The sequence below is a fragment of the Chitinophaga sp. Ak27 genome (genome assembly GCF_012726295.1).
Taxonomy (GTDB): domain Bacteria; phylum Bacteroidota; class Bacteroidia; order Chitinophagales; family Chitinophagaceae; genus Chitinophaga.
Genome location: NZ_JABAOB010000012.1, coordinates 220,093 through 246,775, shown reverse-complemented (window position 1 = coordinate 246,775; position 26,683 = coordinate 220,093). Strand labels below are relative to the sequence as shown.

Below are 26,683 nucleotides of genomic sequence, written 5' to 3'. Positions count from 1 at the left end.
TCTTTGGATGTATATAATTAATTATAATTTTTTATTGGGTACCGTTGATCCGTTTTTCGAGAGAGCAGACGCTGAAAATGCGTACCCTTAATTATCATGTAGTATAACTACTACATGTACATCGAACTACAACGACAATCATGAAAAGATAGTTTAATTACTTTCGCTGCAAGACTTGTTCCGTGGAGTCGTGTGAACATGTCTGTGAATCATAGAACGTACCGATAATATAATGCCCGTATCCTTTTTATCTAATCTTAATGCTTTCCTATGTGGAATTTTACGCGATTGTCATTACATGCGGACCCTATTTTTTCCCGCTGTTTCAAATTTCATTATTCGTAAAATAAGTACTGTTTGTGTTTGATCGTATAGGCTGAAGAGAGTAGCCGTAGGTCGTGGCAAACAACCATATCGTACCCTTAGCATATAAAGATTTCTAAAGGAATCTTTCCTGGTTTGCTGTGTGTAACACAGTGGATCCGGCCCCTTATTACCCAATGTTGATTGCATGATGTCCCTCTTAAATAATGTTATGAATCCCGATTCAAGGTTTTTCAGCAAGCATTGCAAGCGATTGTTACTGGCCCTGGTTGGCATGACGATGACTGTTGCCGCCACAGCTAACACTTTCCCTGTCACAAATACGAATGATGCGGGGCCTGGTTCATTCCGACAGGCTATCCTCGATGCCAATGCCGCCGGCGCTGGTCCGCATGATATCGCGTTCAATGTGCACGGGCAGATTACGCTGGCTACCTCTTTGCCCACTATTACAGCTAAAAAGCTGACGATCGACGGGCAGAATAGGATCACGCTGTATTCTACCGGTACTAATTCTGTTATCAATCCTTTTGTGATTAATGCGGATAGTGTGACCATCCGGAATTTCATCGTACAGAATAACGGGGACATCAACGTAGATATTTTCCCGAATACAACGGGGATCACGATTGACAATATACGTTCTTTCAGTACCGTAGGGAACTACCTGAACGCATTCATGAGAGTGCAGGGGGCATCTACCGGGTTGACGGTGAGAAATATTTCTTCCACCGACGTGGAGCCTGCCAATAGTGGATTTATTGGAAGGGCTTTTTATTTTACCGGTGGTACACAGACCAATCTTGCGATGGATAACATCCAGCTCAGTACCGCCAACAATACACGTGGAGGAGAGGGGATCGTATTCCGGGATGCAGGGGTAAACGGATTTACACTGACCAACAGTAATATCAGCGGCTTTCAGAACGGCGTGGTGTTTGATAATACCGCCGGCCCCGTGGAAACGGCAAACAATGTGCTGTTCAGGAATGTGAGCATTGATAGTTTATGGAGTGGCGTGTCGCTGGGTGTTTATTGCGATTATCCTGCTACTAATTTTGATATCAATCGTACTACTATAGATATGGATGTGATCGGAGCAGATGACGATGGGGACTATGCCATCCGTTTCGACAATACAGCCAGCAATATTACACTGGACACCATTAATATTAATGAGAATGATATTCACGCCATTTGGTTTAATGGCGCTGCAAGTACAGTAACTATCAATAAAACAGTAGTCGAGAACCGGGTACCGGGGCTCTATGGAGGAAATGCCTGTATTAGGTTTGAAAGTACCATCAACGGATTTAACTGCACGAATTCTGTGTTGAACGGAGATAAGCTTGCCAATACAGATGATGCGGACGTAGGTATTGCTTTTTATGCAGCAGCTACGGGAGTGACAATTGACAAGGTTTCTTTTAACGAATTTGATGTAGATGGTATCTATGCGGCTGCGGCAACCACCAATTTCCAATTGACCAATGCTACCTTCACCAATAACATGGATGGCATCGAATTTTACAACAATGCTGCCAGGACCAATGTAGACATCATCAACTCAGCGTTCTATAACCAGACACGTTCGGGCATCGTGGTGAGCGGCGCCGCCGGGGCTACAGATGTAGGCATTAAAGGCGACACGCTGGTGAACAATGCTAATCACGCTGTTTGGTTTTATGGCGCCGCCAACGTTACGAACGCGGAAGTGAGCGGTTGTGTGATACATGATAATGGCGGGGCGGGCGTTATTAACGTTGCACCGACTAATGTGCTTATCTCTAAAAACTCTATTTATAATAATGCCGCTGCCGGTATTTCATTGCAGGGTGGTAACTGTAGCTACACCAATGCCGCCGGGAAGACGCCGGTACTGGTATCGTCGTCAGCGTTGGGCGGAGGGCAGTACCAACTGCAACTAACGATACCTACTATAACTGCAGGTGCGCAATACACGGTAGACATTTATGCTAACGATCCCGCTACGAACAAAACGAGCGGGCAATATTATGTTACTACTTTAACAGGATTATCTGCAGGCACTTCTACACAAACAATTACATACAATGCTGGTCCGGGTGCTACCGGGCTGGGCTTCTGGACAGCCACGCTGCGCATTCCAGCCAATACCTGTGGTACATCCGAGTTTAGTAATGGAATTCCAATGGCGGCGAAAGGGCCTGCCTGTGTGAGTAATGGCGTAGTAGCCTGGTACCGGGCGGATCAGGCTGTGAATGGCGTAAACTGGGGAGATATTTCTGGTAACGCCAATCATATGACGGTGGTCGGTGATCCGGACAATACCACCGGTATGGTCAACTTCAACCCCGCTATTTATTATGATGGTAACGATGCGCACCTGGCGCCTGCTTCGGCAGCCGTGTCTGGTGCTTATTCCATTATGGGTATGGGCGTATTGGAAGGTTCTCAGAACGGTCGTGTATTTAATAGCTCCAGTGGAAATAAATTAATGGGATGGCATGCTGGGTTTGAAAACCGCTTATATGTGGAAGGATGGCTGAACACAGGTAATGCAATCACCGCCAAAGGCAAACTCTACTCTTTTGAAAGAGCGGCCAGCGGCGCTTATGCCTTTAAAAGCAATGGTACGGTAGTGAAAAACGGTCCCACCGCAGATGGTACTGCCTGGACATTAGACGTTGGCGGCGCTACTTTCTCGGAGTATTCAAAGGTATTTATCCCGGAAGTATTCATCTATAACCGTGATCTTACAGCGGCCGAAATACAGCGCATTGAATCTTATATGGCGCTCAAATATGGTATCACCCTTAATTCCGGCGCAACAGATTATATTAACAGCGACGGCACTGTGCAGATATGGACTGCCGCTGCCAACACAGGTTATGGCACACGTATCACGGGTATAGGCCGTGAAGATTGCAGTATGCTGAGCCAGAAACAATCCCTGAGCCAGGATAGCGGTATGGTGACCATTGCCCTGGGAAATGCGATTGCCGCTTCCAATGCTGCTAACAGCAATAATTTCACCCAGGATAAAGCCTTCTTCACCTTTGGCGATAATGGAGGAAACACCGGTTACTTTACGGCAGTTACCAGCGCCAACGCTAACCAGCGTATGAGCCGCGTATGGCGCGTGCAGAAAACCGCTTCCTGGGATAACAGCCAGCAGATAACGCTGCAGCTCGCAGGCGGCGCAGGGAATAACTATCTGCTGATCAGTACAGATGCTGCTTTTGGTACAGTTACCAAGGAGTTGAAACTGAGCAGTACGGGAATGGTGACACTGAGCAGTGCAGACCTGGCTAATGGCGCTTACTTTACCTTCGGCCAGCAACAACGATATCCGGGTGGCGTAGCGACTAATTTGCAGACATGGGTAAAAGCGGATGCCGGCACATCAGTGGTTGACGGCAGTATTCTCAAATGGCAGGATCAGGCTGTACAGCGGGAATGGCCGGTTAATGCTTCTAATATACCCATAGGTTGGGAAAAGAATACCATTAACTATAACCCGGCAATCAGCTTCGCAGGAAATAACTATTTCACGGTGCCGAAATTTACTGAAGGTTATACTGCCGGTGAAATATTTTCTGTACAGTTATCTAACCTGCCGGGTACTTCTACGGCGGTGAGTTTCCCGTTTGAATTTGGTGGTGACCCAACAGTAGCAGGCGGAGCGCCGTTCTACGTATATAACGGTAGTCACTATACGCACTTCGGTACTACTACAAGACCTGGCTATGGATTGCCTGGCATTAATATACAACTGCCACATTTATTAAATAACTGGAGTGCCCCTGGCAGCTGGTCATTGAATTTTGATGGTAAAACAATGGGTAGTAGCGCGAGCTTCCCCGTTAATTTTTCGAGGGGAGCTGCGCTAAACAACGCCATCGGTGCAGGACATAACTCTATCTTCAATGGCCGTATTTCAGAAGTGATCTTCTACAACAGGCAGTTAAACGCCACTGAACGTGCGCAGGTGAACAGTTACCTGGGCCTGAAATACGCGCTTACATTGAAAACTGGCGCTGGTGCTCCTGTTGATTATATCTCCAGCAATGGCACTACCCGGATGTGGACTGTCACTAAAAACACCGGTTACGGTGAACGCATCACCGGTATTGGTAGAGATGATAATGGTACCTTGTTGCAGAAGCAAAGCCGCTCACAACTCGATGGAGCTAATGTAACCATTGGCATAGGAAGCAGCCTCGCCGCCTCCAATGCTGAGAATGCCATTGACATCGCCAATGACCTTTCTTTCTTTACTTTCAGTGACAACGGCCAGCCGGCTACATATAGCCAGGCAGTTACCGGCCTGGGTAATCTCAACGTGCGCATGGCGCGTATCTATAAAACAGACCGAACCAACTGGGTTAAAAGTCCTGTTACCTTATCACTTACCGGGGGAAATAATGCCACCTACCTGTTAGTGAGCAATGACGATACCTTTGGTGCAGGCGATAAATCATATGCACTGGATGCAAATGGTGTGATAACACTGGATAGCGACCAGTTGCCAGATGGTGCCTACTTCACTTTCGCGAGTACGCAGGCAGCTCCGGCTGGTGTGGGAGCAGGGCTGGAAGTATGGACCAGGGCAGATAGCGCAGTAGCAGGAGGGAATAACGCTACGCAATGGAAAGAGTTGAGTGCTTCCGGTCGTACCTGGACTCTTGTTAACGGAGGTGGCCTCTCCTGGAAAGAAGCTTCCTTTAATTTTAACCCGGCTATCGGTTTCGTAGGTACTGGCCCCAACGGCAACTATTTCATACAACAGCCGGAGGTAGCAAATACTTTTACTGCTGGCGAAATATTTTCTGTTCAAACATCCAATATTGATGCCGCCAGTGCTGCTGTTGGTTATCCTTTTGAATTTGGAGGAACTTATGTAAGTGGTCAGAGTGTATATGTATGGAGTAATAACAATCAATATTCCTACTTTGGCTCGGGCACGGCGCGTAGAAACTTTGCATACCCCGGCAGCGTAAATGTGCGTAATTCACATATGCTCAATATATGGAGTGCCACCAATGACTGGGCAGCCGGTATTGATGGCAAAGTATTACTAACAGATAATACCAACGCTGTAAACTTCCTGTCGCCGGTTGGTAATCGGGATTATATCGGTGCTGGTCATAATGCTGTATTCAATGGCGATATACCTGAAGTAATATTATATTCCCGCAAGCTTAGCACAATAGAACGCCGGCAGGTACAATCCTATATGGCGTTGCGCTATGGCCTTACATTAGGTATAGATACCCCGGTGGATTACCTCGCCAGCGATGGTACTACTACTATGTGGAAGACGGCTACCGGTGGTGCTTATGCCAAACATATCACTGGTATTGGCCGTGATGACAGGGGGATGTTGCTGCAGAAACAATCTGTGGCTGCCGATACTGGTATCGTGACTATCGCAGCGGGTGCCTCCGTGGCAATTTCCAATAAGGCCAATGCAACCACTATTACTAATGATCTTTCCTTCTTCACTTTCGGAGATGATGCCGGTGCAACAACTTACCAAACACCGGTTACCGGTATCAGTAAAGTCAACAGCCGCATGGGCCGTGTCTTCAAAGCACAGAAGACTAACTGGGCAGACCAGAATATCACTATAAAACTTGCCGGTGGTAATGCACGGACTTACCTGTTGGTAAGCACCGACAACACCTTCGGTACCGGCGACGTGGCCTATGCGCTGAACGCCGATGGTATAGTTACGCTCAACAGCAACCTGCTGGCCGATGGCGCTTACTTTACTTTTGCAAAAAATGTTACTGGTCCTAATGGCGTTAACAATGGAGTTAGCTTCTGGTTACGTGCAGATGATGGTATATCCGGCGGCAGCAACTGGAGCGACTATAGTAATAAAGGTAATGACGCCGCACAGGGCGTGGTGAGCAGTCAGCCTATCACTGATGCGAAAGCGCTCAACTTCAACTACGGCCTCGTATTCGATGGCACAGATGACTTCCTGGATATAACTACTACGCGCATTGACCCTGCTACAGCCACCGTTTTTGCGGTAGGTAGCGGTTCGGGCTTTGCATCAGCAAGAGAGCTTGTTGGTAGTGGTGCTGTAGGCGGTTCCCATGGAATGGAGTTCCGGGTCGTTAATACCGGGCAGATACAGTATTTGGAGAATGCCGCATCAGTAGTGGGCATAGGCGGGCTTAATACCTATCTGCCCAATAAACCTTATATTTTTAGTGCCACCCAAGCCAATAATACCCCGAACGGAATTCGTATTTTTGGAAATTACACCTTTGACAACCAGGGTACCATCAATTTAACACCACTCACCGCCAATCTTATCTCTATTGGATCCCGTACTACAGCTGCCAGGGGGCTTTACTGGATGGGTAATATGGGAGAGGTGATCGCCTACAACCGCGTATTATCTGATGCAGAGCGCCAGTCCGTAGAATCCTACCTGGGCCTTAAATATGGTATTACCATCGGCAATGGGGCCACGGATTACCTGGCTACTGATGGCTCCAAATACTGGACAGCTGATCCTATTTATAAAGCCCGTATTACAGGTATTGGTAGAGATGATGCTACTGCACTGAATACCAAACAATCACTCAGCGTAGATACCGGGTTTGTAACGCTTTCACTGGGCAGCAATATTCCGCTGACCAACGAACAGAACAGCAATACTATTACCAACGATAAATCATTCCTGGTATTTGGAGATAATGGGCAGTCTGCTACCTCTTACACAACAGTTGTAAGCGGTACCAATGCCACCCGTCGCCTGCCGCGTATTTGGAAGGTAGGCAAAACCAACTGGACGGATCAGAACATAACCTTGAAGGCCAATGCAACGGGTAGCAAAGTGTATATGTTGATCAGCACAGATCCTACTTTTGCGACGATCAGCAAAGAGCTGCCATTGAATGCAGATAAGACCATCACCCTTAGCAGTAGCCAGCTACCCGATGGCATCTACTTCACTTTTGGAGCAGCGGTGAAATATCCGGGTGGTGTAGCCAGCGGCAACCTGTTATGGTTACGTGCGGATATTGCTACTTCTGCTACTGCCGACAGTATGTCGATCAGCAGCTGGAATGATTATAGCCCCAACGGGAATAATGTAACGCAGGCTACACCGGCGAACCAGCCTATTTATAGGGATAATGCCGCAGTGAACTTGAACTTTAACCCGGTAGTAAGGTTTAACGGTGCGCCTAATGCAATGACCGGTAGTTCCTTCCTGAAAAATGGTACCTACAATGCTGCTGCTGCATTCTATGCGGGCAGCCAGGCAACTAATCTTAACACGGTTGTATTTACCGAACCTGCCGGAACAGGCACCCAGTTTACGTTACACGCTACCTGGGGAGATAATGTTGTGTACTGGGATGCTCCTTATGTTAGTAACCGTTTGACTTACAGCGCAGGTAACATCAATGACTCTGTTGTTCTCTGGACAACAACCAGTGATATTAGCCTGGCCGCTAACAAGCAATCCATTTACAGGAATGGCTTGAATGTAGCCAACGGTAATAATACCAGCATATTCACCGGTAATGGCAGCGGCTTCCAATTGGGTTGGGCATCAAGCCCTACCTCCTATAATGGCCGCATGGGCGACCTCATCGTATATACCAATCCGCTTACGCCGGTTGAACAACAAAAGGTGAATAGCTATATGGCTATCAAGTACGGTATTACGTTGAACAATGGCGCCAGCAACTACCTAGCCACCGATGGAAATACCATATGGGATGCCACCGCCAACAGCGGTTATAGAAGTAACATCACCGGTATTGGCCGCGATGATGCAGAAGATCTGAACCAGAAACAATCCCGCAATACAACCGGCGGTATGCAACTGGCCATCGGTTTGAATAATCTCTCAGAAACAAACAACAGTAATGCCAATGCATTTACTGCCGATAAATCATACATGGTATGGGGCGACAACGGTAACAGTAGTCTCTTTAAAACACCGCTGACCGGTCACCCGGTAGCCAATTACCGCATGGCAAGAGTATGGCGTGCACAAAAAACCGGTACGGTGGGCACTGTACAGGTAGCCGTGCCTTACAACGCACTGCCCAATGCTGCGCAGACTTACCTTATCATCAGTAATGATGCTACTTTCGATGGCAGCGATACTTACATCCCGGTAACCGCCATGACGCTCAACGGTGTGAAACACTATGCTGCCAATGTTAACCTGACCAGCGGCCAGTATTTCACCTACGGCGCGGCTATTAAAACGCCAGGTGGGGTAGTGGGTACTTCCCTTTGGTTACGTGCAGATGCAGGTACCTCCAGTACAACAGATAGCACAGCTATCAATGGCTGGACCGACTATGCCTCTGACCTGAACAACGCTACGCAAGCTACCGTTGCCAATCAGCCGCTGTATATGAACAACGCGACGGCTAACGCTAACTTTAACCCGGTGGTAAAATTTGACGGTACTGATTTTATGGGCCTGGATATCACTAAGTTGCCGATAGGAACTGCTGCAAGAACACTCTTCGGCACTGGTAGTGCAGCCACCACCGGCGCAGGCAATAAGTTTATTCTCGCTTACGGTGCAGGTGCAACTAGCCAGGGTACAGGTCTCGCACTTGTAGGTGGAAATGGAACAGCCGATTTTGTGGGATGGGCTAATGATGTGACAAGTCCGGCTGGAAACTGGCAACCGGGAGTGTTTAATGAAATGGTGGGTGTGTGGGCCGGTAATGGCGGCACTGCTACACTGTACAGCAAAATGAAATCGCTGGGATCTGCAGCTAAGGCGTGGAATACTGGTAACGTTGATGCCGGAATAGGTGCATGGCCCTGGGACCGCGCGCAGGCATGGATTGGTACCATGGGAGATATTATCGTATACCCGACTGCGTTAACAGCTACCGAGCAACAGCGCGTATCTACCTACCTGGCTATCAAGTATGGTTATACGATAGATCAAACCACTCCGATTGATTACCTGGCTACCGATGGCACCACCAAAGTATGGGATGCCACGGCTAATGCCACTTATAAAAATAATATCACCGGTATCGGTCGCGATGATGTAGAAGGCCTTACGCAGAAGCAAAGCCAGAACATCAACACGGGCTTACAGCCCATAGTGGGCCTCGGCGGCATTGCGGCAGATAACGGCAGCAATACCAATACTTTCTCCGCAGATAAGTCATATATGGTGTGGGGCGACGATGGCGCCAGCACCGCTTTCTCCACCGCTATCACTGGTAACCCAGCTGTGACCACCCGTATGGCGAGAGTTTGGAAAGTACAGGAATCCGGTACCGTAGGTACCGTGAATATTGCGGTACGGAAAGACCAGTTGCCAAAAACTGCCACCACACCTTACCTGGTAGTGAGCAACGACGCTACGTTTGACGGTTCCGACCAATTTATACAACTGTCTACCAACGATGTGAACGGTGTGGCTAGTTATACCGCCAACCTGGATCTGACTAATGGACAATACTTTACTTTCGCCAGCTATGTAACTGCACCAGGTGGCGTAGCCAATGAAATGTTGTGGGTGAAAGCAAATGCAGATGTGCAGGTAGATGGCGCTAACCAGGTGCAGCAATGGCTGAACCAGGCGACTACGATGCCTACCGAACTGCGTGCAGCCCCGGTTGCACATACAGATGCCATTGCTCCTTCCGCAGACGTTGTTCAGGTACCAAACGGTATCAACTTTAACCCGGCTGTTGATTTCAGCGGCGCGTTGGGCAAATCTCTCAAAGGAGATGCCGGCGTTAACTGGAATACCTCTGCTAACCTGTCTATCTTCTCCGTCGCTAGACAGGAAGGCGCGATTCAAAACGGTGCTAACCTGGGAGGGGTCTTCGCCTCCAACGGAAACTGGACGGCAACAGGCGCTTCCGGTAGAGGATTAATTTATACAAACACCAATACTTTTGGCCTGGATGCCGCTGGATCTATCATGGGTAACACTACGGCTACCTACACCGGACCTGTCATCGCCAGGGGTATTTATATCAGTACAAATAATCCGCAGGGGGGAAGCGTGTGGCTGAATGGTAAACAAGGTCCAATCGGCGGCAATCTTGCCACGGGAGCGGATGGTGGTTTCTTTGAAATCGGTGGCCGCACTACTGATGGTACAAGCTTCGACGGCCGTATCTTCAATGGTAAAATCCCTGAAGTAATCGTATACAAATCGGCCCTTACCACCACCGAATCACAACAGGTAGAATCCTACCTCGGTGTTAAATATGGTATTACGCTCGACCAAAGCACCGCACAGAACTACCTCGCTACAGATGGTTCCGTGATCTGGAACGCCACAACTAACAGCACTTATAAAAATAATATCTTCGGTATTGGTCGCGATGACCGCGAAGCGCTGGTACAGAAACAGTCCCGCAGCGTTCATACAGGTTCCATCCTGACGGTTGGCATGCGTACTATTGCTGCCACCAATGTGGATAACACCAATACTTTCGGCGCAGATAAAAGTTACCTCCTCCTAGGCAGCAACAGCAATGCCCTTACCGTAACAGGAACAGACCTGCCAGTGGGCAGCTGTATCCCTGAACGTCTCACACAAGAATGGAAAACACAATTCACCAATTACGATATCAGCACACAGCCGCTCAGCATGCAGTTTGACCTGACTGGTATCACCACAACGGGTACCGATGCCAGTGATTTCACGATCATGGTGGACGAAGATGGTGACGGTAACTTTGCTACTGGTACGGTGACTGAAATTCCAGCAACCAACTTTGCCGGCAACATCGTGAGCTTTGAAAATGTGAGTGGACTGAAAGATGGCGTTGTGTTTACACTTGTTACCAGCCACCTGAAACGTACCGCTAACCTGGTACCAGATGCGACAGTGAGGACAGTCACCGCCACCTGTATCAGCAACGATACCCTGTATTTCTACGATCCTACAGACGCTAATAAATACATTGCCTCTATTGCCCTCAATGGCAATACCATGGATGTTTCAAAACTGTCGGCGCTGGTAGATGTAAACAGGGACATGAATACCGCATTGGGCAAAAACAGCGGTACCGATTATGGTACGCAGCTGATGCGCAGGCTTCTGCAGATCAACTACACCGGTGCTGCCCTGACGCAGAACGGCGGTGTTACCGTTCGCTTCTTCTGGAACCCGGCTGAAAAGACCAATGCAGAAAATATGCTTTCCGGCACCCGTGGTGTAACCGGTACCCAACGCTGGACGTGGTTCAAACACACCGGCGATATCGCTGCCACACTGGCCGACCTGGCCCCTGAAGGACTGGCTAATATTACAGCACTGAATCCTTCGGCTACTGGTCAGCAGGATGGGGTGGAATATGTTGAATTCAGCGGTATACAGAGCTTCTCCACTTTCGGTGGCCTGACAGCTGTGAACCAAACGTTGGCTATCACCAAAGTACAGGATGGTAAAGAGGGAGCACAGAACGGTTCCTTCAAAATCAGTCTCCCTGGGACAGTAAACGCAACCGAAGACATCACCGTGAACTATACGGTGAGTGGTACCGCCACCAACGGCGGCGACTATACTACGCTCACCGGTACGGTTACCTTCCCATCTGGTAGCAATAGTATATCCCTGCCTGTAGCAGTGACCGACGACAACATCCTGGAAATAACAGAAAATGTGAACGTTACGCTGAGCGGCGCCATAGGCACCATCAGTGGCGATGCTTATAATATCAGCAGCACACAATCAACTGCTTCACTGGACATTGCCGATAACGACAGCAATGACCCGGCTAAAACTACGGTAGGTATTACCTGGAGCAAGGATGCTAAAGAACCCGCCACTAACGGCGCCTTTAATATCAGTTTGCCGGCAGGCGTTACTTCATCTGAAGATATCACCGTTAACTATGCTATTGCCGGTACTGCCACTCCAGGTGCAGATTATGTGGCACTCAGCGGATCGATTGTGATTCCTGCAGGTCAGCCTGGCGTAACCCTGCCAGTGCTGGTATTGGATGATCAGTTGCTGGAAAAACCAGAAACCGTAATCGCCACCATTACCAGTGGTAGCTCAACCAACTTTACCCTGACGCCAACTACTGGTGCGGTAAGTGCAACTGTGAATGTTATTGATGATGAGAATACACCGGCCAACCTGGTACTGAGCATCACTAAGAAGACCGACGCCGCTGAACCGGGTACCAACGGTGAATTTACGATCCATTTACCGGCAGGTGTGATACCTACCGAAGCCATTACCGTCAACTATACAGTAGGCGGTACAGCCACCAGTGGGGCTGATTATACTGCCCTTACCGGCACGGTAACTATACCGGCAGGTAAAGACAGCGTGGTGGTGCCTGTTAATGTAATCGACGACCAGGTGATTGAAAATACCGAATCGGTAGTGGTAACGCTTACCGGTGGCAGCAGCACCAGCTTCAACTATACTGCCAGCGGTACCAATGGTAATGCTACTGTTACCATCGCGGATGATGATAATACAGCACTTAACCGCCTGATCAGTATCAAGAAGAAAACGGATGCCGCAGAACCGTCCACCAACGGGGAATTCACCATCGGGCTCCCTGCCAATATCACTTCTTCCGAAGATATAACCATAGCCTATACATCCTCCGGTACCGCTACCAGTGGCGCTGACTACACCGCCCTGGGAACATCAATCGTGCTGCCTGCTGGACAGAACAGCATTCCTCTGCCCATCACCGTTGTCGATGACAAGATCATCGAGAATACAGAAACTGTCATTGCAACGGTGACCGGCGGTACCAGCACCAGCTTTGCTTTCACCATCAGCGGCACGGATGGCAGTGCCACTGCCAATATCGCTGATGATGATAACACCGGTGGCAACCGTATCCTCAGCGTGACCAACGACGGAGGAGATGCATCTGAACCAAGTACCAACAGCCGGTTCAAAATCAGTTTGCCGAAAGGCGCTACCACAGCCGACGACATTGTGGCTGCTGAGCCTATTACCGTCACCTACACCATTGGCGGTACAGCGATTAACGGCACCGACTATACCACCATCACCAATACTGCCATCATACCTGCAGGTCAGAATAGTGTAACCGTGCCAGTGACCGTGATCGACGACCAGCTGATGGAGAATACCGAAACGGTAACCATGGCACTTTCCAGCGGTGCGAGCGCCAGCTTTGCCTTTACGGTCAGCGCTACCAACGGTAATGCTACCGTGAATATCCTGGATGATGATAACACGCCTGTAAACCGCGTGCTGAGCATTACGAAGACCGCCGATGGTGCGGAACCGGCTACTAATGCAACATTCAAGATCAGTTTGCCTGGAACGGTTACTCCTTCCGAGGATATTACGGTGAATTATACCATTGGGGGAACAGCAACTAACGGTACCGACTATACTACATTAACTGGTACTGCTACCATCCCGGTAGGACAGAACTCCATTATCCTGCCTGTTGCAGTCATCGACGACCAGGTAATAGAAAGCACAGAAACAGTAACGTTGACGCTTTCCGGCGGCAGCTCTACCAACTTCAGTTATACCGTTAGCGCCGCTAATGGTGCGGCCACGGCGAATATTGCCGATGACGATAATACCGCTGCTAACCGTGTGCTGAGCGTTGTTAATAATGGCAATGGCGCAGAACCAGGTACGCCAGGTGAGTTTAAAATCAGCCTGCCTACAGGCTTCACTTCTTCTGTACCCGTTACCGTGAACTACACAATAGGAGGAACGGCTACCAGCACTGCTGATTACGTTACATTAAGCGGTACCGCTACCATAGCGGCTGGTCAACCTTTTGTAACTGTACCGGTGACTGTGAACGATGACAAAATCATTGAAGTAACAGAAACGGTTGTAATGACCCTCACCAGCGGCACAGATGGTACATCTGCCTATACTGCGTCTGCAGCAGCCAAAACTGCTACGGTGAATATTGCAGACGATGATGATACGCCGGCCAACCGGGTTGTAAGGGTGCAGCTTGCCCGTGATGGGGCAGAAGGCGGCGCCACATTGAGATTCAATTTCCTGCCGGCTCCAGGTATTACCTACTCCGAACCGGTAACAATAAATTATACCATAGGTGGTACCGCCACCTTAGGTGTTGACTATAATGGTATAACCCCTGCACACTTCAGTGGAACAGCTGTCCTTTCAGCTGGAAGCACAGGAACAGCCATCGTGGCGAATATAGTAGATGACCAGATTATAGAAGGTACCGAAACCGTGATCATCAATATCACCGGCGGGTCTTCCACTAATTTCACTTTCACACCTGATGCAGTTGAAGGAAGTGCAACCGGCAACATTATCGATAATGATGATACCCCGGACAACCGCGTACTGAGCATCACCAAAACAGGCGATGCGGCTGAACCCGGAACAAACAATACTTTCAAGATTAACCTGCCGGCAGGCATAACGGTTCCTGAACCTATCACCGTAAACTATACCGTAAGTGGTACTGCTACCGGAGGTTCAGATTATGCGACCCTGAGTGGTACCGTAACTATCCCTGGTGGTTCAAATGGCACCACATTGCCAGTGAATGTGATCAATGATGATTTCATTGAGAATACAGAAACAGTGATCGTAACGGTTACTGGTGGTAGCACCAGCACGCTGACTTTCGCGCCTAGCCCCACCAATGGCCAGGAAACGATGAACATTGCCGATGACGACAATACAGGTACCAACCGCGTACTCAGCATTGTGAAACAATCAGACCTTGCAGAACCTGCCGGCAACGGCAGCTTCAAGGTAAGTCTGCCTGGAATCGTGTCCTCGTCAGAACCGGTAACCGTTAATTACACTATTAGTGGTACCGCTACTAACGGCAGCGATTACACAACCCTGACAGGCAGCATTGTATTACCTGCCAAACAAAATAGTGTAGTTATACCGGTAAATGTAATAGATGATAAGATCATAGAAGGTACAGAAACCGTGGTGCTCACGCTTACAGGCGGTACCAGCACCAGCTTTACTTTCACGGTCGACGCTACCAACGGCAGTGCAACGGCCAACATCACCGACAACGATAACATTGCGGCCCACCAGGTATTGAGTGTGATCAATGGCGGCGATGCCGCAGAACCAGGCACCAATGGCGCCTTTACCATTGGCCTCCCTGCCGGCTATACCGCAGCGGCGCCAATCACTGTCAACTATACCATTGCTGGTACAGCCACTAGTGGGTCTGATTACACCGCGCTTACCGGCACGGTGACTTTGCCGGCCAACCAGCCGACGGTATCGGTACCAGTATTAGTGAAGGACGATCAGTTAATAGAGAATACCGAAACCGTGATTATGACGATTACCGGTGGTACCGGCGCAGGCCTGACTTATACAGCCGACCCCGCCAATGCTACCGCTACCGTGAATATTGCAGATGATGAAAACTCCGCCGCCAGCCGTGTACTGAGCGTTACTAACAATGGCAATGCCGCAGAACCAGGCACCAACGGCAAGTTTAAAATCAGTCTGCCAGCCAACGTCTTCCCATCAGAAGATATTACCGTTACTTATACCATTGCCGGTACTGCTACCGGTGGTAAAGACTACACGGCGCTGACAGGTACGGCTATCATCCTGGCGGGTCAGAATAGTGTGGATGTTCCTGTTACCGTAATAGATGATCAGATCATCGAAGGTCAGGAAGCAGTAAATCTCACGCTTAGCGGTGGTAACAGCGGCAGCTTCGCTTATACTGTAAGCGGAACCGCCGGCACCGCCCAGGTAACCCTGGATGATGACGACAACACTGCCGCCAACCAGGTACTGACAGTAACTAAAAATACTGATGGAGCAGAACCATCTACTCCTGGCAGCTTCAAAGTAAGCCTGCCTGCGAATATTACTTCCGCGAGGGACATTACGGTGGCTTACAGCACCAGCGGTACAGCTACCGTGGGCGCTGACTACCAGGCGCTTGGCACTATTACCATCCCTGCTGGTCAGAACAGTGTAACCATACCCGTTAATGTGATAGATGATAAGATCATTGAGCCAACGGAAACTGTGGATATGACGATCACCGGTGGCAGCGATACACAGTTTACCTATACTGTAGCCGCTGGTGGAGGCGCTGCCACAGTGAATATCGCGGATGATGATTACACGGCTAACAGTAATGTAATATTGCTCACTAAAGTGTCGGATGCGATAGAAGGTAGTACCAATGGTCGTTACAGGGTTTCCCTGCCACCAGGCGTTACTGCCCAGTATGACGTGGTGATCACCTATAACCTTGGAGGAACAGCTAACGGTCCTGCGGCCACGCCAACAGACTACAGTCTACCGACGATACCTGCCGGTAGTTTCACTATACCTGCAGGCTCTAATGAAGTGTTCATTGATGTAGCAGCTATTAACGATGGTATTATTGAAGGTCCGGAAACAGTGGTAATGAACCTCATCAACGCAGCTTCTGCCAGTATGCCATTTACAATAGATCCATCTGGCAACGGTGCAGTGGTGAATATCATAGACGCCAACGCTGCTTCCAGCACGCCTATACAGGTGGTTACGCCTGTTAATGCCTCTGAGCCAGCCGGTAACGGAAGCTTCAGAGTGAAACTGGCCGGCACAGCTACCTCCGCATGGCCTGTTACAATTGGCTATAGCATATCCGGTACCGCTACTTCCGGCGAGGACTACCAGGCGCTGAGCACTATCACTATTCCGGGTGGCAGCAATGATGCACTGATACCAATCAATGTGCTGGATGATAAGATCATTGAGCCAACTGAAAACATCACCATTACGCTCCTCTCGGGTAGTGCAACAGATGGAGGCGGCAATGCCTACATCTTCCCGCCAGATCCGGCTAATAGTAATGTTACTGTTAACATTGCAGACGACGATGCTACTGCGGTGAACCAGGTGCTGAAAGTGGTGAAAAAAGATGATGCCGCTGAACCAGGCACCAATGGCGCCTATACTATCAGCCTCCCTGCAGGCTATACTTCTGCCGCTGATATCACGTTCAGTTACAATATGACTGGTACCGCTGCCCGTAATACCGACTACACCATCAGCGCCATCAAGCTGCCGGCTAATAGCAACAGCTTTACTATACCGTTGATCGTTAGCGATGACAAGATTATCGAACCTACGGAAACGGCTATACTAAATCTGACAGGTGGTACGGACGCCAATGCGTTCACTTATACCGCCGATCCGGCAGGTAACAATGCCACCCTGAATATCATCGATAATGACAGTACTGCTGTTAACCGCGTGTTGATGGTGACGAAAACAGCCGATGGCGCAGAACCAGGTACTGCTGGCGAATTTACCATTAGCCTGCCTGCTGGTTATACCGCGTCGCAAGACATCGACGTAACTTATACCATCGGTGGTACCGCCACCCCAGGTGCAGGTTTTGACTATACTGCGCTCACCGGTACCGCGAAGATCATTGCCGGTCAACCGGACGTTAAAGTAGCCGTACCTGTAACCAACGATAATATCATAGAAGGCACAGAAACAGTGGTAATGACACTGACTGGCGGAACCAGCAGTAGCTTTAACTTCACACCGGCCACTGGTAACAGTACTGCCACCGTGAACATTACCGATGATGATAATACAGCGGCTAACCAGGTGATCAACATCACGAAGAAAACGGATGCAGCAGAACCTGGTATTGATGGTGCGTTTACTATCAGCCTGCCTGCTAACATAACGTCGGCTAAGCCGGTAACCGTGAATTACACTATTGCCGGTACCGCGATCAACGGAACAGATTACGGCACCCTTTCCGGTACGGTTGTAATACCTGCCGACCAGAATAGTATAGACGTGCCCGTTACCGTGAAAGACGACAAGATCATAGAAGGTACAGAAACGGTAGTCCTCACCGTTACAGGTGGTACTTCTCCGGACTACACCTTCACCGCCGGCATTGCCACCGCTACGGTGAACATCACCGATGATGATGACAATCCCACCAACCGGATGCTGAGCGTTATCAATAATGGCGACGCCGCAGAACCAGGTACCAACGGTCAGTTCCTCATAAGCCTGCCTGCCGGTTATACCGCAGCTGTGCCGATCACTGTGACTTATACCGTAGGAGGTACCGCCACTGCCGGCGCAGACTACACCGCGTTGACCAATACCGTGGTGATACCAGCCGGAGATCCGGATGTGCTGGTAGCCGTTAATGTGATAGATGATAAGATCATTGAGCCTACAGAAGACGTGACCCTGACCATCACCAGTGGCACCGGCGGTGCAGCATACACCCCCGACCCTGCTAAAGGTAGCGCTACCGTGAACATTACGGATGATGATAATACACTTGCCAACACGGCGCTGACGGTAACCAGGACCGCCGATGCTGCGGAACCGGGTACCAACGGAAGCTTCAGCATTAACCTGCCTAACGGCGTAACCGTAGCGGAAGATGTTACCGTTCAATACACCATTACCGGCACGGCGGTTAACGGCACCGACTATACGACCCTCAGCGGTACTGCAGTGATCCCGGCTAACAGCGACAAGGTAATTGTGCCGGTGACAGTGATCGACGATAAGATCATAGAGACAACTGAAACCGTGATCATGAAACTGAATAGTGGCGCCAGCACTCACTTTAACTTTACCGCCAGCGGCACTCATGGCAGCGATACGGTGAACATCGTGGATAACGACAATACCTCCTCAGCGCTTGTGCTGAGTATCAAGAAGAAGAACGACGGTGCAGAACCATCTACTAATGGCGCCTTTACCATCAAGTTGCCTGCCGGCTATACAGCTTCCCAGGATATTACCGTGAACTATACCGTAACAGGTACAGCCACCAGCGGTGATGACTACAACACCCTCAGCGGCAGCATCGTACTGCCTGCCGGTAAAGACAGCGTTGACCTGCCGGTAACTGTGAAAGATGATAAGATCATAGAGCCTACAGAAACCGTGGTCGTGTCCCTTACCGGCGGCAGCAGCACCGACTTCACGTTGGTACCGAGCGCCATAGAAGGTACCGCTACCGTTAATATCACAGATGACGAATCGCTTACACCAGCTAACCTTGCATTGAGTATAGTGCGGAAGAGCGATGCCGCGGAACCATCTACCAATGGGGCATTTACGATCAGTTTGCCTGCCGGTATCACCACGGCTGAAGCCATCACCGTGAACTATACCGTGGCGGGTACTGCCACCCCAGGTGCTGACTACACCGCCTTAACCGGCACAGTAGTCATCCCTGCAGGAGCAGGTACAGTAGACGTTCCCGTTACAGTGGCAGATGACAAGATCATAGAGCCTACAGAAACCGTGATCGCCACCCTGGCAGGAGGAACTTCCAGCAGCTTTACCTTCACCGGTAGCGGCAATGCCACCGTAAACATCACCGACAACGACAACGTGGCAGCCAACCTCGTGCTGAGCGTTGCCAACGCGGGCGATGCGGCAGAACCGTCTGTTCCGGGTTCCTTCCATATTACATTGCCGGCAGGATATACTGCATCAGAAGATATTACGGTGAACTATAACATTACCGGTACGGCCACCAGTGGCACAGACTATACCGCACTTGCTGGTACAGCCGTGATTTTGGCTGGTAAAGACGGGGTAGTAGTATCAGTACCTGTAATAGATGATAAGGTGATAGAGAATACAGAAACCGTGATCATGACCCTCAACGGGGGTAGCTCCACTACCTTCACGTTAACAGGTAATGGCAGCGCGACCGTAAATATTGCAGATGATGACAACAACAACGCGGCTAACCGCGTACTGTCTGTCACCAAAATAACCGATGCCGCAGAACCGGGTACTGATGGCAAGTTTGCCATCACGCTGCCTGCTGGCATCACTGCTTCCGAAGACATCACCGTAAACTATACCATTGGCGGCAGCGCTACCAGTGGAAAAGATTACTCTGCATTGAGCGGTACAGTGGTCATCCCGGCTGGTAAGGACACCGTATTTGTACCAGTGCCGGTGATCGACGATAAGGTGATCGAAACCACAGAAACCGTGGTGATGACCCTCACCAGCGGTACAAGTACCAGCTTCAACTTCGTTACCAGCTTTACCAGCGGTAACGCTACGGTGAATATTGCGGATGATGATAACGTGGCGACCAACCTGGTAATCAACGTGACCAATCCTGTAGACGGTGCAGAACCAGCTACCAACGGAATGTTTACAGTTGGATTACCGGCAGGTTATACCGCATCGGAAGACATCACCGTTAGCTACACTGTAGGCGGCACTGCTACCAGTGGTACAGATTACACTGCGCTTAGCGGCACCGTGGTAATCCCTGCGGGCCAGCCAAGTGTGCCTGTAACCGTTAGCGTGATCGACGATAAGATTATAGAAAATACAGAAACCGTTGTATTGACGGCCACAGGAGGTACATCCACCAGCTTTACGCTCGTGGCAAGCGGTACAACCGGCAATGCTACCGTGCATATCGCAGATGACGATAACACTATAGCTAACCGGGTACTGAGTGTAAAAAATGCAGGCGACGCAGCGGAACCGGCTACAAACGGTAAGTTTACGATCAGTTTGCCTGGTGGAGTAACTTCGTCTGAAGATATTACGGTGAATTACACCATTGCAGGTACGGCCACCAGCGGCGCAGACTACAATACCCTCAGCGGTACCGTAGTGATCCCTGCAGGAAAAGATAGCGTGGACGTTCCGGTGAGTGTGATCAATGACCAGATCATTGAAAGCACAGAAACCGTGATCCTCACGTTGAACGGCGGAACCTCTGCCAGCTTCATCTTCAGCGGTACTGGTAATGCCACTGTGAACATCACCGACGATGACGGCGGAAACAGAACGCTGACAGTAGTTAAAACCACAGATGCCACAGAACCAGGCACCAATGGCAACTTCAATATCAGCTTGCCTGCTGGTATCACCGCTGCGGAAGATATCACTGTTAATTATACGGTTGCAGGAACTGCCGTGAATGGCACCGATTACGCCAGTCTTACTGGTTCAGCAGTTATCCTGGCTGGTAAGAACGGTGTTAGCGTACCAGTAACGGTAACAGATGACAAGATCATTGAAAACACCGAAACGGTGATCATGACGCTGACCAATGGTACCTCTGCCAGCTTTGCCTTTGTGCCCAGCGCCGCCAGCGGTACTGCTACGGTAAATATTGCAGATGATGACAACACCACGGCCAACCGTATACTGTCTGTCACCAAAAAGGCCGACGCCGCAGAACCAGGCACTAATGGCCAGTTTGCCATCAGCTTACCTGCCGGCATCACCGCCTCCGAAGACATCACCGTAAATTACACTATCGGTGGCACCGCTACCAGCGGACAGGATTACACCGCCCTGAGTGGCACCGTAACCTTCCCGGCCGGTAAAGACACGGTATTTGTAACCGTGCCGGTGATCGACGACAAGGTGATTGAAACGACAGAAACAGTGGTGATGACGCTGAATGGCGGTACTTCTACCAGCTTTACTTTCACCGGTACTGGTAATGCTACCGTGAACATTACAGATGATGATAACACCGCGGCTAACCGCGTACTCACCGTGGTAAAAGGCGCCGACGCAGCTGAACCATCTACCAACGGTACATTTATTATTAGTCTGCCTGCAGGTATTACCGCTGCTGAAAACGTGACCGTAAACTATACCATCAGTGGCACTGCCACCGCAGGTACTGACTACACCACGCTCAGCGCTTCCGCCCTGATCACAGCAGGTCAGAACAGTGTTACTGTTCAGGTACCGGTAATCGATGATCAATTGATTGAAAATACAGAAACCGTTGTGATGACGCTGAACGGTGGTTCTTCTACCAACTTTACCTTCACCGGTAACAGCAACGCTACTGTAAACATACTCGACAACGATGATGTTGCGGCTAACCGTATACTCAACGTAACGGCTACGAAGCAGGCCGCAGAACCAGGTACCAATGGTGAGTTCACCATTAGCCTGCCAGGCACAATAGCTTCATCAGAGCCTATTACAGTAACCTACACCATTAATGGTACCGCTACCAGCGGCGTAGATTATACGGCGCTCACCGGCACCGTGATAATCCCTGCCGGGCAGCATAGCGTAACCATTCCGGTACAGGTGATCAATGACCAGATCCTGGAAGGTACAGAAACCGTGGGCATGACCATCACAACAGGTACCTCCACCAGCTTCACCTTTGCCGGCGGCAGTGCAGCTACGGTGAACATCTCGGATGATGAGAATACGGTGGCTAACCGCACACTCAGCATTGTGAAAACAGCCGATGCCGCAGAACCTGGCACTAACGGCGCATTCAAAATCAGCCTGCCAGCAGGTATCACTTCTTCCGAAGCGATTACCGTAAACTATACAGTTGCCGGTACAGCTACCAGCGGTACTGATTATACCGCCATCACAGGAGCCATCACTATCCCGGCGGGTCAGAACAGCGTAAGCGTTCCGGTGGCTGTAATAGATGATCAGCTGATCGAAAACACAGAAACCGTTATCATGGCCCTGAGCGGCGGTACTTCTAACAGCTTTACGCTCGCCGGCACAGGTAATGCTACCGTGAATATTACAGATAATGAGAACACGGCGGCTAACCGCGTACTGGCCGTAAGTAAGGTAGCCGATGCCGCGGAACCGGGTACCAATGGCGGATTTAAAATTAGCCTGCCAGCAGGTATCGCTTCTTCCGAAGCCATCACGGTTAGCTATACCATCGGCGGTACGGCCACCAGTGGTGCAGACTACACAGCTATCACGGGAACCATCACTGTTCCTGCCGGCCAGAATAGTGTAACCGTACCAGTGAATGTAAAAGACGACCAGTTAATTGAGAATACTGAAACGGTGATCCTGACGCTGAACGGCGGAACTTCTACCAGCTTTGCTTTCACCGGTACTGGTAATGCTACCGTGAATATTACGGATGATGAGAATACGGCGGCTAACCGCGTACTCACCGTTGCCAAAGCAGCAGATGGCGCAGAACCGTCTACCAATGGCGGATTTAAAATAAGCCTGCCTGCCGGTATCGCTTCTTCTGAAGATGTAACCGTAAACTATACCATCACAGGTACAGCTACTGCCGGTACAGACTATGCCGCCATCACCGGCGCCATCACAATCCCAGCGGGTCAGAATAGCGTGAACGTACCAGTAATGGTAATAGATGATAAACTCATCGAACCTACTGAAACCGTGATTATGACGCTGAATGGCGGCACTTCTACCAGCTTCACCTTCACCGGTACTGGCAATGCTACTGTAAATATTACCGATGATGAAGGCGATCCGGCCAACAGGGTACTGACAGTAGTAAAAACAACAGATGCCGCAGAACCTGGTACTAATGGTGCGTTTACTATCAGCCTGCCTGCAGGTGTTGCATCCTCAGAAGATGTAACGGTGAACTATACCATTGCAGGTACCGCTACTGCCGGTACAGATTATACTGCCATCACTGGAGCCGTCACCATCCCGGCAGGTCAAAACAGTGTGAATGTACCAGTAACGGTAATTGATGATAAACTCATCGAGCATACCGAAACGGTGATCATGACCTTAAACGGCGGTGCATCCACCAGCTTCACCTTTACCGGTACTGGTAATGCTACCGTGAACATCGCCGATGATGAAGACACACCGGCTAATCGCGTGTTGAGCGTAGTGAAAACGGCGGATGGTGCAGAACCTGGCACAAACGGTGCATTCAGCATCAGCCTGCCAACTGGCATTGCTTCTTCCGAAGACATTACTGTCAACTACAGCATAGGTGGTACCGCTACCAGCGGAACAGACTACAATGCTATCACCGGAACGATCACTCTTCCGGCAGGTCAGAACAGTGTAGCAATACCGGTGGTAGTGAAAGACGACCAGGTAATTGAAATGACCGAAACGGTGATCATGACCTTAAATGGCGGAACTTCCAATAGCTTCACGTTTACCGCCAATGGTAGTGCTACAGTTAACATCACCGATGATGAAAGCATTACACCGGCCAGCCTGGCACTGACCATCGCCAAAGACACCGATGGTGCAGAACCATCTACCAATGGCGCCTTTAAGGTGAGCCTCCCTGCAGGCATCACGTCATCAGAAGATGTGACAGTAAATTATACCGTGGCAGGTACAGCTACTGCCGGCGCAGATTATACGACCCTTACAGGATCAGTAGTGATCCCCGCAGGTCAGAATAGCGTGTTAATCCCGGTAGTGGTGACAGATGACCAGATCATAGAAGTTACAGAAACAGTCGTTGCCACTCTCAGCGGAGGAAACTCTGCTCACTTTACCTTCACCGGTAATGGTAATGCGACAGTGAATATTACAGACGATGAAAGCATCACTCCGGCCAAGCTGGTATTGACCGCCAAAGGAACAGACGGTGCAGAGCCGGGTACCAATGGTAGCTTCGTTATCGGATTACCGGCAGGTGTTACTTCATCAGAAGACATCACCATCAACTATACGACTGCGGGTACCGCTACAGCCAACGCAGATTATACCGCACTGACAGGTACGGTTGTTATTCCTGCAGGTCAGAACAGCATCACGATACCAGTGGTAGTAAAAGATGATAAGATAATAGAAGGTACTGAAACGGTTATCATTACACCAACCAGTGCCACTTCCGGTCACTTTACTTTCACCAACGCTGGTAGCGCCACTGCCAACATCACCGATGATGAAGTGGTAGATGCTAACCTGGTGCTGAATGTTACTAAGGATACCGACGGTGCAGAGCCATCTACCAATGGTAGCTTCACCATCAGTTTACCGACCGGTGTAAGCGCAGCGATGGATATCACCGCCACCTATACAGTGGCAGGCACCGCGAAGAGCGGAATTGATTACACCGCCTTAACCGGCACGGTAGTAATTCCTGCAGGTCAGAACAGTGTTACCATACCGGTAACTGTGATAGACGACCAGTTGATAGAAGGAAACGAAACTGTGATTATTACCGGAACAGGTGGTAAAGCAGGCAGCCTGGTATTTACACCAGGTAGCAGCAACACCGCTACTGTGAATATCGCGGATGACGACGATATCAACCTGGACCTGGAAGCCAGCGCTACTAAGGCCAATGCGGCAGAACCATCTACAGCAGGTGAATTCACAATTAAACTTGCCAGCGGCAAAATACCGGATGCCGACATCACCGTTACCTACTCCATTGCGGGTAGTGCAACGGCAGGCAGCGATTACCAGGCGCTTACAGGTACCGTGGTGATCCCGGCCGGTCAAAACAGTGTAACGGTGCCAATGAATGTAACAGACGATGACTTGATAGAGCCTCTTGAAACCGTAGTACTCACTGTTACCGGCGGCAAATCCAGCACCATTAACTATACAATAGGTGCTAATAAAACCGCTACTGTAAACATAGCAGATGACGACAACACCAACCTGGGGCTGTTGATCACAGCAAGTAAACCAAACGCCGCAGAACCTAATGTTGACGGAGCGTTTACCATCAGCCTGGCAAGTGGCAAGCGTACTGCCGCACCTATCACCATACAATATATGATGAGCGGCAGCGCCACACCGGATGCAGATTACACGGCCATCAGCGGTACCATTACCATTCCGGCCGGCGCCAGCAGTGTAGTCGTTCCGGTAATAGTTCAGGACGACCGCGAAGTGGAAGGACCAGAAACGGTGGTGTTCAAGCTCACCGGCGGTCAATCGGCCGACTACGCCTTCACAACAGGTGCAGCCACCGAAGCCACTGTAACGATTGCAGACGATGACAAACTGGCGGGCGATCTGATCGTCACCAAAGAAATCGTTTCACCGGTAGCGGGACCTTACCGTATGGGACAAAACCTGACATATCGCATTACGGTGAAGAATGTGGGTAACATCCCTGTCACCAGCGTGAAGGCAGAAGACCATTTACCGGTACAACTGGATATACCAACGCATACAGCAGCAGATCGCGGTGATGTGATAGTAACGCAAGCCACCAAGCTGGTAGAATGGAATATCGGTGACCTGGCAGTAGGAGCTAGTGTACAGATGACGCTGACAGCCCGCGTAATTGAGGGCGGTAAGCTGATCAACGAAGCAACGGCTTACAGTACCAATATGCCGGATGCCGATAGCACCAATAACGTAGGCGTATCAACGATAGCGGTAGAAGGGTCAGACTTGTCATTCCCGAATGTGATTACACCGAACGGCGATGGTAAGAACGAAAGGTTCATCATCGGTGGTTTGGAAAAATATCCGGGTGCTGCCATCTTTATCTTCAACCGTTGGGGTGGACAGGTGTACCAGTCGAAGGATTACCATAACGATTGGGATGGTTCCAACCTGAATGAAGGCACCTACTACTATATACTGGAAGTAAGGAAAGAAAGTGGTATCAAGAAGTACAAAGGTTGGGTAACCATATTACGGTAAGAGATAACAATA

At 49.9% G+C, this 26,683-nt stretch carries 1 protein-coding gene; it reads left to right on the top strand.

Annotated elements, in window-relative coordinates; all coding sequences use genetic code 11:
• Positions 1–535: 535 nt before the first annotated feature.
• The gene (locus HGH90_RS29955; RefSeq protein WP_169192634.1) at positions 536–26,671 is read left to right on the top strand and encodes a Calx-beta domain-containing protein; all 26,136 of its coding nucleotides are present in this window, start codon (positions 536–538) and stop codon (positions 26,669–26,671) included.
• The last annotated feature ends 12 nt before the right edge of the window (positions 26,672–26,683 follow it).

Bases quoted from the DNA above. Each gene is read 5' to 3' on its own strand.
- HGH90_RS29955 (WP_169192634.1), top strand. From the start codon at position 536: ATGAATCCCGATTCAAGGTTTTTCAGCAAGCATTGCAAGCGATTGTTA.